The sequence below is a fragment of the Cellulomonas chengniuliangii genome (assembly GCF_024508335.1).
Classification (GTDB): domain Bacteria; phylum Actinomycetota; class Actinomycetes; order Actinomycetales; family Cellulomonadaceae; genus Cellulomonas_A; species Cellulomonas_A chengniuliangii.
The window spans coordinates 1,983,160-1,997,340 of sequence record NZ_CP101988.1 but is presented as its reverse complement, the minus strand read 5'-3'; the positions used below and the strand labels follow the sequence as shown (position 1 = coordinate 1,997,340).

The 14,181-nt window shown below is 73.2% G+C and carries 12 protein-coding genes and 1 tRNA gene; 7 read left to right on the top strand and 6 right to left on the bottom strand.

All coding sequences use genetic code 11. The annotated features are described in order from the left end of the window. The first annotated feature begins 123 nt into the window (after nt 1-123). Nucleotides 124-3,642, top strand: coding sequence for a DNA polymerase III subunit alpha (gene dnaE / locus NP064_RS09215; RefSeq protein ID WP_227569348.1), 3,519 nt, complete (start codon nt 124-126; stop codon nt 3,640-3,642). Nucleotides 3,643-3,703: 61 nt separating this feature from the next. Next, the gene (locus tag NP064_RS09210; RefSeq protein WP_227569347.1) at nt 3,704-4,597 is read left to right on the top strand and encodes a dihydrodipicolinate synthase family protein; all 894 of its coding nucleotides are present in this window, start codon (nt 3,704-3,706) and stop codon (nt 4,595-4,597) included. Nucleotides 4,598-4,650: 53 nt separating this feature from the next. Here the strand turns inward: NP064_RS09210 and NP064_RS09205 are convergent, their stop codons facing one another. Further along, nucleotides 4,651-5,715: an AI-2E family transporter gene (locus NP064_RS09205; protein WP_256813528.1), complete on the bottom strand. Its 1,065-nt coding sequence runs from the start codon at nt 5,713-5,715 to the stop codon at nt 4,651-4,653. A 337-nt stretch (nt 5,716-6,052) separates the two neighbouring features. Here NP064_RS09205 and NP064_RS09200 point away from each other — a divergent pair. After that, a tRNA-Leu gene (locus NP064_RS09200) sits at nt 6,053-6,135 on the top strand. A gap of 125 nt (nt 6,136-6,260) precedes the next feature. On the opposite strand, the gene NP064_RS09195 is transcribed toward NP064_RS09200, so the two are convergent. Next, entirely contained in the window at nt 6,261-6,926 is a 666-nt protein-coding gene (locus NP064_RS09195; RefSeq protein ID WP_227569345.1) for a TetR/AcrR family transcriptional regulator, read from the bottom strand. Between the two features lie 97 nt (nt 6,927-7,023). Between NP064_RS09195 and NP064_RS09190 the strand changes: the two genes are divergently transcribed. The 3 genes from NP064_RS09190 (at nt 7,024) to NP064_RS09180 (ending at nt 8,572) form a co-directional block, all read left to right on the top strand. Next, the gene (locus NP064_RS09190) at nt 7,024-7,926 is read left to right on the top strand and encodes an SDR family NAD(P)-dependent oxidoreductase (RefSeq protein WP_227569344.1); all 903 of its coding nucleotides are present in this window, start codon (nt 7,024-7,026) and stop codon (nt 7,924-7,926) included. 92 nt (nt 7,927-8,018) lie between these two features. Next, nucleotides 8,019-8,441, top strand: a complete 423-nt coding sequence (locus NP064_RS09185) for a GNAT family N-acetyltransferase (protein ID WP_227569343.1) — start codon at nt 8,019-8,021, stop codon at nt 8,439-8,441. Next, a complete protein-coding gene (locus NP064_RS09180; protein ID WP_227569342.1) occupies nt 8,438-8,572 on the top strand; it encodes a carboxymuconolactone decarboxylase family protein in 135 nt (44 codons plus the stop codon). The genes NP064_RS09185 and NP064_RS09180 overlap by 4 nt, the downstream gene beginning before the upstream one ends. Before the next feature lie 83 nt (nt 8,573-8,655). Here the strand turns inward: NP064_RS09180 and NP064_RS09175 are convergent, their stop codons facing one another. Beyond that, entirely contained in the window at nt 8,656-8,949 is a 294-nt protein-coding gene (locus NP064_RS09175) for a DUF4287 domain-containing protein (RefSeq protein WP_227569341.1), read from the bottom strand. A gap of 318 nt (nt 8,950-9,267) precedes the next feature. Here NP064_RS09175 and NP064_RS09170 point away from each other — a divergent pair, with 318 nt between their 5' ends. Next, a complete protein-coding gene (locus tag NP064_RS09170) occupies nt 9,268-10,821 on the top strand; it encodes a pectate lyase family protein (RefSeq protein WP_227569340.1) in 1,554 nt (517 codons plus the stop codon). A gap of 191 nt (nt 10,822-11,012) precedes the next feature. Here NP064_RS09170 and NP064_RS09165 read toward each other — a convergent pair whose 3' ends face one another. Genes NP064_RS09165 through NP064_RS09155 form a run of 3 tightly spaced genes read right to left on the bottom strand, consistent with a single transcriptional unit; the run spans nt 11,013 to nt 13,548 of the window. Beyond that, on the bottom strand, nt 11,013-12,104 hold the full coding sequence (locus NP064_RS09165) for a hypothetical protein (protein WP_227569339.1): 1,092 nt from the start codon (nt 12,102-12,104) through the stop codon (nt 11,013-11,015). After that, on the bottom strand, nt 12,101-12,757 hold the full coding sequence (locus tag NP064_RS09160) for an ABC transporter ATP-binding protein (protein WP_227569338.1): 657 nt from the start codon (nt 12,755-12,757) through the stop codon (nt 12,101-12,103). Before NP064_RS09160 ends, NP064_RS09165 begins: the two co-directional genes overlap by 4 nt. Then, entirely contained in the window at nt 12,748-13,548 is an 801-nt protein-coding gene (locus NP064_RS09155; RefSeq protein WP_227569337.1) for a peptidoglycan-binding domain-containing protein, read from the bottom strand. Before NP064_RS09155 ends, NP064_RS09160 begins: the two co-directional genes overlap by 10 nt. Between the last annotated feature and the right edge of the window lie 633 nt (nt 13,549-14,181).

The window sequence follows — 14,181 nt, the reverse complement described above, 5'->3', positions numbered from 1 at the left end:
GGCGGGCGGGCACGCGGTTTGACTCCCGGCGCCGGGCGACGTGTACTGGTGGCATCGAACGTGTGTTCGATAGGCGCTCCGGTTGTGGGGGCGCCCGGGCAGCCAGGGACGGGAGGGCTCGTCGTGCCGCGGACGACGGACCAGGGCCGCTACGCCGAGCTGCACGCCCACTCGGCGTTCAGCTTCCTCGACGGGGCGAGCCAGCCCGAGGAGCTCGCCGCCGAGGCGGTGCGGCTGGGCCTGGACGCCCTCGCCCTCACCGACCACGACGGCCTCTACGGCGTGGTGCGCTTCGCCCAAGCAGCCCGCGCCGTGGGCCTGCCCACCGTGTTCGGCGCCGAGCTGCACCTGCCCGTCCCCGGGGGCGGGTGGGGAGCGCAGCGCGTGACCGGCCCCGACGTGCTCGACGCGCCCACCGGCGTCCCCGATCCCCGCGCCACCCACCTGCTCGTCCTGGCCCGCGGGCCCGACGGCTACCGGGCGCTGTCGCGGGCCATCGCCACGGGGCACCTGGCCGCCGGGGCCAAGGGCGCCGCCCAGCACACCTGGGAGGGGCTCGCCGAGCAGGCCGCCGGGCAGTGGCTCGTCCTGACCGGCTGCCGCAAGGGCTCCGTGCGCCAGGCGCTCGCGAGCGGCGGGGGCACAGCCGGCGACGTGGCACCGGAGGGATTCCTCGCCGGCCGTGCCGAGCTCGACCGGCTCGTCGGGCTGTTCGGCCGCGAGAACGTCGCCGTCGAGGTCACCGACCACGGCGACCCCGGCGACGCCGAGCGCAACGACGCCCTCGCGGCGCTCGCGGCCGCCGCCGGCCTGCCGCTCGTCGCCACTGGCAACGCCCACTACGCCACCCCCCGGGACGCCGACCTCGCGGCGGCGCTCGCGGCCGTGCGGGCCCGATCCTCGCTCGACGACCTCGACGGGTGGCTGCCAGGCGCCCCCACCGCCCACCTGCGCTCGGCCGCGGAGATGCTCGCCCTGCACCGGCGCCACCCGCAGGCCGTGGGCGCCGCCGCGCGCCTGGCCGCGGAGTGCGCGTTCGACCTGTCCCTCGTCGCGCCCCAGCTGCCGCCCTACCCCGTGCCGCCCGGCCACACAGAGGCCAGCTGGCTGCGCGAGCTGGTGCGCCGCGGGGCCCTCGAGCTGTACGGGCCGCCCGAGGCCGAGCGGGTGCCCGGGGCGTACGCGCAGCTCGAGCACGAGCTGCGCGTCATCGAGGACCTGGGCTTCCCCGGGTACTTCCTGGTCGTCTACGACCTGGTCGACTTCTGCCGCCGCAGCGGCATCATGGCGCAGGGCCGCGGCTCGGCCGCCAACTCGGCCGTCTGCTACGTGCTGCGGGTCACCGCCGTGGACGCGGTCGCGCATGGGCTGCTGTTCGAGCGGTTCCTCGCGCCCGAGCGGGACGGGCCGCCGGACATCGACGTGGACATCGAGTCGGGCCGCCGCGAGGAGGTCATCCAGCACGTCTACGCCAAGCACGGGCGCACGCACGCCGCCCAGGTCGCGAACGTCATCACCTACCGCCCTCGCTCGGCGGTGCGCGACGCGGCCCGCGCGCTCGGCTACGACGCCGGGCAGCAGGACGCGTGGAGCAAGTCCATCGAGCGCTGGGGGAGCCTGCGCGGGGCCGACCCGGTGACCCCCGACGGCCGCGACGCCCCGCCCGCCCGCGATGCCGCGCCCGCCCGCGATGCCGCGCCCGCCCGCGATGCCGCGCCCGCCCGCGATGCCGCGCCCGCCCGGACGGGCGACCCCCACGACGCGGTGTGGGGGACCACGTTCGAGCCCACCTCCGACCGGCACGACGTGGTCCCTCGCACACGCCCCCCGGCCGCGGACGAGCTCGACGAGATCCCCGCGCAGGTGATCGACCTGGCGGAGCGGTTCCTGCGCCTGCCCCGCCACCTGGGCATCCACTCGGGCGGCATGGTGATGTGCGACCGGCCCGTCATCGAGGTCTGCCCGGTGGAGTGGGCCCGGATGCCGGGGCGCACCGTGCTGCAGTGGGACAAGGAGGACTGCGCCGACGCGGGGCTGGTGAAGTTCGACCTGCTGGGCCTGGGCATGCTCACGGCCCTGCGGATCGCGTTCGACCTGGTGCGCGAGCACGAGGGCGTCGAGCTGGACCTGCACGCCCTGCCGTACGAGGACCCGCTCGTGTACGACCTGCTCAGCGCCGCCGACACCGTGGGGGTGTTCCAGGTCGAGTCGCGGGCGCAGATGGGCACCCTGCCGCGCCTGCAACCACGGCGGTTCTACGACATCGTCGTGGAGGTCGCGCTCATCCGGCCCGGGCCCATCCAGGGCGGCTCGGTGCACCCGTACATCAACCGGTACCACGGCCGGGAGAAGGTCACCTACCTGCACCCCAAGCTCGAGAAGTCGCTCGCGAAGACCCTCGGGGTGCCGCTCTTCCAGGAGCAGCTCATGCAGATGGCCATCGACGTCGCGGACTTCACCCCCGCCGAGGCCGACCAGCTGCGCCGGGCGATGGGCTCCAAGCGGTCCACCGAGCGGATGGAGGCCCTGCACGCCCGCCTGCTCGCGGGCATGGCCGCGAACGGGATCGACCCCGAGACCGGCGAGCAGATCTTCGACAAGCTCAAGGCCTTCGCCGACTTCGGGTTCCCCGAGTCCCACGCGTACTCGTTCGCCTTCCTCGTGTACGCGAGCGCCTGGCTCAAGGTGCACCACCCGGCCGCCTTCTACGCCGGGCTGCTCGCGGCGCAGCCGATGGGCTTCTACTCCCCGCAGTCCCTGGTCGCCGACGCCCGCCGCCACGGCCTGCAGGTGCTGCGCCCGTGCGTGCAGGCCTCCGGGGTGCAGGCGCAGGTGGAGCGGCTGGGCCCGACCTCGCCCGACGGCGAGCCGCGCCTCGTGCCGACACCCTCCGGCACGGCGCCGGTGGACGAGCGCGCGCCAGCCGCGACGGGCCGGGCGCTCGCGGTCCGGATGGGGCTCGCCTCGGTGCGGGGCGTGGGGGAGGACGTCGCCGAGCGCGTGGTCGCCGAGCGCGTCGCCCACGGGCCGTTCGCGGGCCTGCGCGACCTGGCCCGCCGGGTGAGCCTGACGACCGCCCAGCTCGAGGCGCTCGCCACCGGCGGCGCCCTGGGGGCGCTGGGCGCCACGAGGCGGGAGGCGCTGTGGGCCGCGGGCGCCCTCGCGCTGGAAGGGCCCGACACGCTGCCGGGCGTCGCGGTGGGGGTCAGCGCACCGACCCTGCCCGGCATGACGGACGTCGAGCTGGCGGTGGCCGACGTGTGGGCCACCGGCGTCTCGGTGGACTCCTACCCCACGCAGCACGTGCGCGAGGGCCTCGACGCCGCCGGAGTGCTGCGCGTCGAGCAGGCCTACCGCCACGAGGCCGGCCGGCGGGTCGCCGTGGCCGGTGTGGTCACGCACCGGCAGCGGCCGGGCACCGCGGGCGGGGTCACGTTCCTGTCGCTCGAGGACGAGACGGGCCTGCTCAACGTGGTCTGCTCGCCGGGCCTGTGGCAGAAGTTCCGCAAGGTCGCCCGAGCCTCGGCCGCGCTGGTGGTGCGTGGCCGGCTGGAGCGGGCCGACGGCGCGACGAACCTCGTCGCCGAGCACCTGGCCCCGCTGTCCCTGCGGGTGCAGACCACCTCGCGCGACTTCCGGTGAGCGCGGCGCTGCCTCCCGGACCCGTCATACCCGTGAAACGCCACGTGGATACGCTGCCTGGATGCCCCTCTTCGGCTCGCTGGTCGCCTACCTGCCCACCCCGCGCACCGTCACGGAGGAGGTCGCCGAGGACGTGCTCGCCCAGCTCGTCGACCGGGCCGTCGCCGGCGGAGCCAGCGGCGTCGCGGTGCTCGGCAGCACCGGCGGCTTCGCGTACCTGGACCGGGCCCAGCGTCGGCGGGTGTGCGAGGCGGCCGTCGAGGCCGCGGCCGGGCGGGTCCCGGTGCTGGCCGGCGTCGGAGCCCTGACCACCCGGGAGGTGCTCGACCTCGCCCGGGACGCCGAGAAGGCCGGCGCGGACGCGCTGCTCGTGCCCACCATGGCCTACCTGCCGCTCACCGACGACGAGGTGCACGAGCTGTACCGGTGCGTGACCCACGTGGTCGGGATCCCAGTGTGGGCGTACCACAACCCCATCGCGACGCGGTACGACTTCAGCGTCGACCAGCTGCGGCGCGTGTCCCGTCTGCCGGGCGTGCAGGGCGTCAAGGACCGGGGGACCAGCCCGGACGTGGTCCGCGGCCGGGCCAAGGAGCTGCTGCACAAGCTCCCCGCCGACGTCGAGGTCGGCTTCAGCGGCGACGCCCTGGGCGTGCACGGGCTGCTCGGGGGCGCCCGCACCTGGCACTCAGGGCTCGCGGGGGTGCTGCCCGCCCGCTACGCCGAGGTGGCGGACGCTGCCACCGACGGGCATGCCGAGCGCGCCCTCGCCCTGATGGCCGGGCTCCAGCCGCTGGCCGACCTCGCCGCCACCGGCGGAGCGCGCGTCGTGCACGCGGTGGGGGAGGCGCTTGGCGTCGCCATCGGACCACTGCCCGCGCCGCTGCGACGCCCGGGACCGGGGGCGCTGAGGGAGATCGAGCGGGCGCTCGCGGCCCTCGGCGACCCGGCGTGAGCGCGAGCTCCCGCCTCTGAGCGGCCTGCGGCACGCGGCGAGCGGGGCCGGTCTCAGGCGCGGTCGCCCTCCCCGTCGAACGTCTCGGACGGGTCCTCGACATCCTCGGGGTCCACCTCCGACTCCGGCGTCCGCAGCCGGGAGAACACCGTCCACGCCACGGCGACCAGCGGCACCGCGATGACCGCGCCCAGGATGCCGGCGGTCAACGTCCCGCCCAGCACCACCACGGCGATGACCACCGGGTGCAGGGCCACCTGCTTGCCCATCACCAGCGGCTGCAGGACGTGACCCTCGAACTGGCCGATCAGCGCGATCCCGATGCCGACCACGGCGGCCTGGATCGGGCCGTTCGCCGCCAGCGCCACGATCATCGCGATGACCATCGCCGCGGGCGCGCCCACCAGCGGGATGAACGCGCCGATCAGCACCAGCACGGCCAGGGGCGCCGCCAACGGCACCCCGATGATCGACAGCAGGATGAAGGCCAGCAAGCCGTCGGAGACGGCGATGATCAGGATGCCGCGGGTGTATCCGGAGAACGTGTACCACCCGGCGCCACCGGCGACCCTCCAGGACTCTCGGGCGGCCGGGGGCAGCTGGCTGAGGAACCAGGCCCACATCTGCCGGCCGCTCGTGAGGAAGAACACCGCGCAGAAGGTGGCCAGGGCGAGGGCCGTCAGGATCTCGACGACGCTTCCCGCCCCGGCGGCCGCCTCCGAGGCGAGCTCGCCGCCGTGCTCCTCGATCCACGTCCGGCCGTTCTCGATCCACTGGTTGATCTGGTCCGTGGTGACGGTGAACGGCGCGCCGTTCTCGAGGAAGTCGATGATGTCGTCGATGCCGTCGCCGAACTGGTCGGAGAGCTTCGACCACTGGCCGGCCACCGACACACCCACGTACGTGAGCATGCCCAGCAGCACCAGGACGCCGCCCAGCAGCGCGAGCGCGGTCGCGAGCGGGCGCGGCATCACCCGGGCGAACAGCTCGACGGCCGGGCGGAGCACCGCCGTGAACACCAGGGCCAAAAAGAGGGCGATGAACAGCAGCTGCACCCGCGAGGTGGCGTAGAAGACCAGCGCGATCGCCGCGACGACCACCAGGAGCCGCCACGACACGCCCGCCAGGTTCATCAGCCACCGTGGGGCCGTCGGCTCGATCGCGGGCTCGCTGGGCGAGCGGCGTGACCCCGCGATGCGTCGTGTGGACGGCGCTCCGGAGGATGGCCGCCGAGGCGTGCCCGCCGTCCGATCCGCCGGTGCTCCCTGGTCCGCCATCACCCTCCCCGTCCTGTGACGGGGGTCACGCGAGAATCCGGCGATCTAGCCCCGTACGCTGCGGCAACGCTGTCTCGGGACAGTCTGCCCCTCGCCCGCGATTCATGCTCGACCGGCTCGCCATGCTATGTTTCTGCCGCACCTGAGGGAGCCCGCGAGGGGTCCTGACGGTCCACCTGTCCGGGTGGCGGAATGGCAGACGCGCTAGCTTGAGGTGCTAGTGCCCGAAAGGGCGTGGGGGTTCAAGTCCCCCTCCGGACACTCGTTGAGACAGCGACAGCGAAGGCCCCGATCCCCGCCAGGATCGGGGCCTTCGCCGTGTTTCGCCCGGGGGGCACGCGGCCGCCGACGGCCAGCACCGAGGCTGCGTCAGCGGGGTGGGGGCCTCAGTCGCGCGGCAGCGAGCCCAGCAGCGCCGAGGCGAGGACGGAGTGCAGGGCCTCGCGCAGGTCCACCTGGAGGATGCCGAGGGCGGGCTCGTCCGCATAGGCGGCGAGGAGGCTGGGCGGCGGTGGGACGTACGCCGACAGGGCTCCCGCCGAGACGAGGCTCGTGAGGCAGAACAGCCGCGCGCCGTCGCCGAGCTCGGGCACGTGGCGGCGCACCAGGTCGGACATGGCCTCGAGGGTGGCGAGGGAGGACCGCTTGTGACGCTTGACCACCTCGACGGACACGTTGTGCTCGAGGACGCCGCCTTGCGCGCCGAAGAGGTCGCACAGCACCACGCGGTCCGCCAGGGACCGGCTGAGGACCTCGGCGAGCTGGCCTGCCCGGGCCTCTGCCGACGCCGACGGGTCGACGCCGGCGGCCAGCTCGTCTGCCAGCTCTGACTGCCAGCGTTCCAGGAAGTCGTCCAGCAGCTCGAGCAGCACCGCCTCGCGTGACTCGAAGTACCGCAGGACGTTCGACTTGGCCAGGCCCACCCGCCGACTGAGCTCGTTGAGGCTGAGATCGGCGACCGGCATCTCGTCGAGCATCGCCGCGGCCGTGTCGAGGATGGCGCGGCGCCGGCTCTCCCGCTGCTCTGCGCTGCGCGCTCGCTGGAAGGTCACGCCACCACCGTAGCCTGAAGACCGCCGGTCTCTTGTGAACAGACCGGCGGTCTGTTAAGTTCGCCTCACAGGCACGTTGGCTCTTGAGGAGGTCGTGATGGACGACAGGTGGACCGAGCAGCACATCCCCGACCAGCACGGCCGCGTCGCGATCGTCACCGGGGCGAACACAGGACTGGGCTTCGAGACCGCCCGGATGCTCGCCGAACGCGGCGCGCGGGTGGTCCTGGCCGTCCGCGACGTCGAGAAGGGCAAGCAGGCGGCCGCGCGCATCACCGGCGCGGTCACCGTCCAGGCCCTCGACCTGACCTCGCTCGACTCGATCCGCTCCGCGGCGGCCGACCTGCGCGCCGAGCACCCCCGCATCGACCTCCTGGTCAACAACGCCGGCGTGATGCACACCCCGAGGCAGGCCACCGCCGACGGGTTCGAGCTGCAGTTCGGCACGAACCACCTCGGGCACTTCGCCCTCACCGGCCTGCTCCTGGACCTGCTCCTGCCCGTCCCCGGGTCCCGCGTCGTCACGGTCAGCAGCACCGGCCATCGCATCCGAGCGGCCATCCACTTCGACGACCTGCAGTGGGAGCGCTCGTACAGCCGCGTCGGCGCGTACGGCCAGGCCAAGCTCGCCAACCTCATGTTCACGTACGAGCTGCAGCGGCGGCTGGCGCCCCATGGGTCCACGGTCGCCTTGGCGGCCCATCCCGGGACGTCCAACACGGAGCTGACCCGGAACGTGCCCGCCGCGGTCCGGGCGCCTATCGCGTGGTTGGCGCCGCTGCTCACGCAGAAGCCCGCGATGGGCGCTCTGCCCACCCTGCGCGCCGCCACCGATCCGGCAGCCCTCGGCGGCCAGTACTACGGTCCCGGCAACCGTGGTGAGGCGCGGGGCTTCCCCAAGGTGGTCACCTCCAGCCCTGCCTCCTACGACCACGCCGTCCAGCGGGGCCTGTGGGCGGTCTCCGAAGAGCTCACCGGGGTGTCGTTCCCCGTCGGCTGACCGCTTCGGCATGCGGGTGGCTCAGGGCAGGGCGGGGGAGCGGAACCGGTAAACCGCGTGACGCGCGGCCGGGAGACCGGCACAGTCGCACGATGAGCAGCCCTACGGTCCCCACCCCTGTCGCCTACCGGTGGCGCGGGCCCTTCACCGACGCCGAGGTGGGCGGGCTGCACGCCGAGGCGTTCGGGCACGCGGTCGTCGACGACGGCTGGGGCGCCCGGGTCTCGCGGCTGAGCCTCGGCTGGGTCGTCGCGCGTGACGACGTGGGGCTGGTGGGGTTCGTCAATGTGGTGTGGGACGGGCGCCTCCACGCGTTCGTCCTCGACACGGCGGTGGCGGCGCGGGCGAGGCGGCAGGGGATCGGCGCCCGGATGGTCGCGGTGGCGCGCGACGAGGCCTCGGCGGCGGGGTGCGAGTGGCTGCACGTCGACTTCGAGGACGGCCTCCGGGAGTTCTACGTCGACGCGTGCGGGTTCGCGCCCACGAGCGCCGGGCTGGTGCGGCTCCGGCCTTGACGTGCAAGGCCCACGGCATCACGCAGGAGGAGGCCGCCGAGATCCTCACGCACCTGGCCTTCTATTGCGGGTGGCCCAAGGCGTGGAGCGCGTTCGGGCTGGCCCAGGAGGTCTACGGCGCGCAGGGCTGACGAGGGGCCCCGGCAGCGCGGCACAGGAGGCTCGGTGGACGAATGCCCGCGCCCGGCTGGCGCACCGGCGCGGGCGTGCGCTGTCAACGGGCTGGGTTGGAGGCCTTGCCGTCGAGCCACAGCGTGTCGGACTCGTCGGCATGCGGCCCGGTCGTGCCCACATGCGTCGCGGCGATCCCCGGACCGCGGGAGAGGACGTGCCACAACGCCATCGCGTGGCCCCGGCCGAGGCCGTAGTCGGCGGCGAACCAGGCGACGACGTCGCCCGCCTTGGCGCCGGGCTGGTCGAGGCCCTTGTCGTGGGCGATCTCCAGGAGCTGGCGCGGGGTGAGGCCGGTGCGGTCCTCGATCGTGTCGAGGTAGGCCTGGAAGGACATGCGCGTGCTCCTCGCTCCGATGGTCACGGGTGGGGTGGGACGCCCTCGGTGACGACGGTCCCGGGCCGCACGTCGCCGACGAGGGTGGAGCGGACCTGTTCGTGCCTCGTCTGCGCACGGTACCGCGCGGTGGCGGGGTGGGGCGAGGGAGGCGAAATACGAAGGGTTTAGGGTCCTTGCGCGCTGGGAAAGCGGTCTCCTACGGTGAGAAACCGGTTCCTCAGGCTCGGCGAGCCATCTCGTCGCCCACCCGGTGACCGGTCATCGCACGCACGGCACAGAGCAATGCCCCAGTTCAATGACGAATGAGAGGCAACGATGAGACGACCAGTCGCAGTGCGCACCCTCGCGGCAGGAGCCGCGACGGCCCTGGCGGCCACGATGGGCCTGACGGCCCTGGCCATGCCGGCGGCCCAGGCGGCCACCGGCAGCGCCAACGGCTTCGCGAGCAGCAACGGCGGGACCACAGGCGGCGCAGGTGGGCAGACGGTCCGGGCCACCTCGGGCACCGCGATCCACACCGCCCTGTGCAACCGGGCGAGCAGCAGCACCCCGATCATCATCGAGGTCTCGGGGACCATCAACCACGGCAACACGGCCAAGGTCTCCGGCCCGAGCTGCAACACCGCGGCCGGCGTGATCGAGCTCAAGCAGATCAGCAACGTGACGATCGTCGGGGTCGGCAGCGCCGTCTTCGACCAGGTGGGCATCCACATCCGCGAGGCCAGCAACATCATCATCCAGAACGTGACCGTCAAGAACGTCAAGAAGTCGGGCTCGCCCACGTCCAACGGCGGCGACGCGATCGGCATGGAGAGCGGCGTCCGCAACGTGTGGGTCGACCACGTGACCCTGGAGGCGTCGGGCGGGGAGTCCGAGGGCTTCGACGGCCTGTTCGACATGAAGGACAACACCCAGTACGTGACGCTGTCCTACAGCATCCTGCGCAACTCGGGCCGTGGCGGCCTGATCGGCTCGAGCGAGAGCGACCGCTCGAACGGGTTCGTGACCTTCCACCACAACCGGTACGAGAACATCGACTCCCGGGCGCCGTTGCTGCGCGGCGGCGTGGCGCACATCTACAACAACCACTACGTCAACCTGCGGGAGTCGGGCATCAACTCGCGGGCCGGGGCCAAGGCGAAGGTGGAGAACAACTACTTCGAGGACTCCAAGGACGTCCTCGGCACCTTCTACACCGACCAGGCCGGCTACTGGCAGGTCGCCGGGAACATCTTCGACAACGTGACCTGGTCCAGCCGCAGCGGCGACAACCAGCCGGCCGGTCCCAACCCGACGTCCAACACGACGGTCAGCATCCCGTACTCCTACTCGCTGGACGGGGCGAGCTGCGTGCCGGACGTCGTCCGCCAGACGGCCGGCGCCAACACCGGGCTGCGCGTCTCGAACGGCTCGTGCACCCCGCAGTCGCCGCCGCCGACGACGAGCCCCACCTCCAGCCCGACCTCCAACCCCACGTCCACCCCGACGGCGAACCCCACGCCCGGCGGGACCAACCTCAGCCTCGGCGCCGGCGCGGACGGCTCGAGCAAGGGGAGCGGGACCAGCTACGGCAACGTGCTGGACGGCTCCCTGAGCACGTACTGGTCGCCGTCGGGCTCGACGGGCCGGATCTCGGTCAAGTGGGACTCGGCCACGACGGTGTCGAAGGTCAACGTCCGCGAGGCGTCGGGCGGCGGCGCCATCGGGGCGTGGCGGCTCGTCAACAACGACACCGGCGCCGTCCTGGCCACGGGCAGCGGCTCGGGCGTCATCAGCTTCCCCTCGACCTCGTTGAAGAAGATCAACTTCGAGATCACCAGCGCGACGGGGACGCCGAGGATCGCCGAGCTCGAGACCTACGCCGGGTAGCCCTGAGCCCAGAGCGGTCCAGCGCCTCTCCGGAAGCGATGCTCGAGACGATCGAACCGCGGCCCAGGGACCGCGAGGACGAAGGCCCCAGGCGCCGAGCCTGGGGCCTTCGTCCGGTGCGGGCATGGGCGGGCGAGGCGGCCAGTGACGGCCCGTGTCTGCCTGTGCCGGTGCGCGTCCGGGCGCCGGTGTCAGCGGTCCTTGAGCTGGTCGAGCAGGGTGCCCGTCGGCCGAGCCGCGAGCAGCACGACCATCGCCGTCGCGAGAAGGACCGCGGGCAGCGCCTGCGCGGTGACCTGGCTGACCGCGAACCTGGCCTCGGCGCCCAGGGCCAGGGCGCCCACCACGCCGAGCGACCACCCCCAGGCCAGGCCGGCGGCCGCGAGCGCGCACCACTCGCTCACCTGCAGCACGCACCGGCCCGCCGCGGTCAGCCCGAAGGTCGCGTAGACGGCCGTGTGGGAACGCCGGAACCACTGGACGAGCGCCCACAGCAGCGCGAGGACCAGCCCGGCTGCGGCCCACGCCCAGCGGAGGTCGCGCTGCTCGTGGGCGCGCGAGAAGTCGACCGTGAACTCGTTGTCGAACAAGCGCGGTGACACGATGGCGTCGCTCCCGTCCCAGCCGAGCGCCGATGCCGCGAGGGCGCTCACCGCCGCGACGTGCCCGGCATCCGTCCTGATGAAGCACATGTCGGCGCGACCGAGCGCGACCGAGGGGACGAGCAGGGCGCCGTCGAAGTCGTCGCCGAGCACGGCCACCGGCGCGACGCGCCCGTGCATGGTGTCTGACCCGTCGACGCGGAGCGGGCTGCCGTCGGTGAGGCCGGTCCTGCGCGCGAGGCCGTCGCTGACCAGTGCCACGGGTCCCTCCGGGGTGGGGATCCCGAGGAACGGCAGCGCGCCGGGGGAGACCTCGAGGACGGAGAAGCGGCCACCGGGGAGGTGCTCGAAGGCGCCGGCGGCGGGACGTCGCAGGGCCCAGAAGGCGCCGTGCACGCCATCGACCGCGGCGAGCCGCTCGCACGCCGTCGGCGGCAGCGGCAGTCTCACGTCGGCGCGCACAGCCCCCTGCACCCGGAGCACGTACGCGCCGGCGTCGATCCACGCCCTCTCGCGCCGTGCCGTCTCCGAGACGCCCACGGCGTCGGCCGCTCCGACCGCGGCGCAGGTCCAGGCGATCGCCAGGACCACGAGGAGGGAGGTCCACCGGCCGACGAGGGCTGTGACGACGCCCTCACGCACGACGAGGCGGGTCGGCCACGGCCGGTCCGGCCGGCTCATCGGCGCCGCTCCCGCAACGTCCCGTCGCGGAGCTCGAGGGTGATGTCGCACCGGGCAGCCACCTCAGCGTCGTGGGTGACGACGATGACGGTGCGGTCCCCGCTGGCTCCGAGCAACGCGTCGAGGACTACCGCCGATGTGGCGGCGTCGAGTTGGCCGGTCGGCTCGTCGGCCAGGACCACGGGGCGCCCCGACGCCAACGCCCGCGCTATCGCGACCCGCTGGGCCTCTCCTCCCGAGAGCAGTCGGGCCGGGCTGTGCGCGAGCGTCGCCAGGCCGACCGACGCGAGCGCCGACGTGGCTCGTGCCCGGGCGACCCGGCGGTCGCCGGTGGCCGAGAAGGCGCCGATGGCGACGTTGTCGAGCGCGGTCCGCGCCGGGATCAGCGACACCGTCTGCAGGACCCATGACGCGACGGCGGGCACGGGCCATTCCCGGTCCGCGGCGTCGACCGCCACAGCTGCGCCGTGCTGGACCGGCAGCAGCCCTCCCATGAGGGAGAGCAGCGTCGTCTTCCCCGAGCCCGACGGGCCGATGATCGCGGCGGAGGCGCCGGCCGGGACTTCGACGGACACCCCGTCCAGGACGGGAGTGGGCGCGCCGCGGTAGGTGTGCCGCAGGTCGCGCGCGACGAGGCGCACGATCAGGCGCAACCGAGAGTGGGACGGACCTCGCGAGGGTTCACCAGCACGGGATGCCCGACGAGCGACGCGTCGACGTCCACGCTGCCGAGCGCCCCGCCTGCCGGGGTCACGGGGACGGCGTCCCCGTCGATGCTGGTGAAGAAGCAGGTGCGGCCCTGGCCGTCGGTGACGACGGCGGACGCGGGCAGCACGCCGACCGTGACGGGTATCGCGCGCCGGACGACGCCCGACGCCCCCTCCTCGGCGCCGTTGCCGAGAGCCTCCGCCACCGCCGCCGTGAACTCGGGGTCGGTGACCGCCATCGCGGCGCGGTCCAGTGGCGCGGTGCGTCCACGCACGTCGAGGACGAGATCGCCGTCGGGCAGCGCTGCGCCCCCGGGGGTGACCTCCACAGCGGCGTACGCGGACGACGTCGTGAACAGCTCTGCTCCCGGCTCGAGCGAGTCGCCGGCGCTGACCAGGATGTCTCGCGCGGTGACTGGCGCTGGACCCAGCCAGGCGAGCGAGGCCACCGACAGCACCCGGGACTGGCCGAGCCCGTGCGCCGTGTTGAAGGCGACGATCGCCGCGACGGTCGACGCGCGAGATCTGCCGTCCACCTCGCCGCGGTAGTGGCCCAGCCCCGCCAGGATCGTCTGCGCCAGCTCGACGGACGGCCCGGACGCGCCCTCGACGATGTCGGTGTGCAGCGGCCGGTCGGAGGTGTAGGCGACGACGTCGACCTCGCCGACGACCACCAGCACGTCGCCGTTCGCGACTTCGTCACCAGCGTCGACGCGCACCTGCGTGACGAGGCCCATGGCCGCGGTCCGCGTCGCGACCGCGTCTGAGGGCCGTAGGCGGACGGTCACCTCTGTCTCGCCGGTCCGTTCTGTGGAGGCCACGGCGCCGACCACTGCCGCGGGAGGCGACGACGACTCCAGCGGTGACCGGTCGCGAGAGACCACGACGACGACGCCAGCGGCCAACGGCGCCACGAGTGTGACGACGACGAATGCGGCTGCGCCACTCGAACGCCATCCCATGGGTGCCCCTTCCTCGCGACGGCTGCGGCAGAATGCCAAGTATTCATTGCGTGCGGCGATGTTCTCCAACTCTGCAGGCGTCGAAAACGCAAGGACTATGCAGACTGCACATTCTCCCGCGAGATTGGAGTATCCCCAATACCACCCGAGGGTGTGCAGAGTCAATGGCGTTTTCCACTACCTTCGATGCTCGGTCGATGGATACGGTTCCACTGCTCTCGATGGGGAGAGCCGGTCGCCAGGACTCCGAGATGGAATGGGAATGCGACAACTCGTGAGTGGTTTTTTGGCCGCCGCCGTCGTTGCGGGCCTGGCTGTGAGCTTCGCGACGCCAGCAGGCGCAAGTACAGGGGGCGGCAACACATCCACGTGTGGGGGCAACTTCTCCAACAGCACGTCAGCGGACAA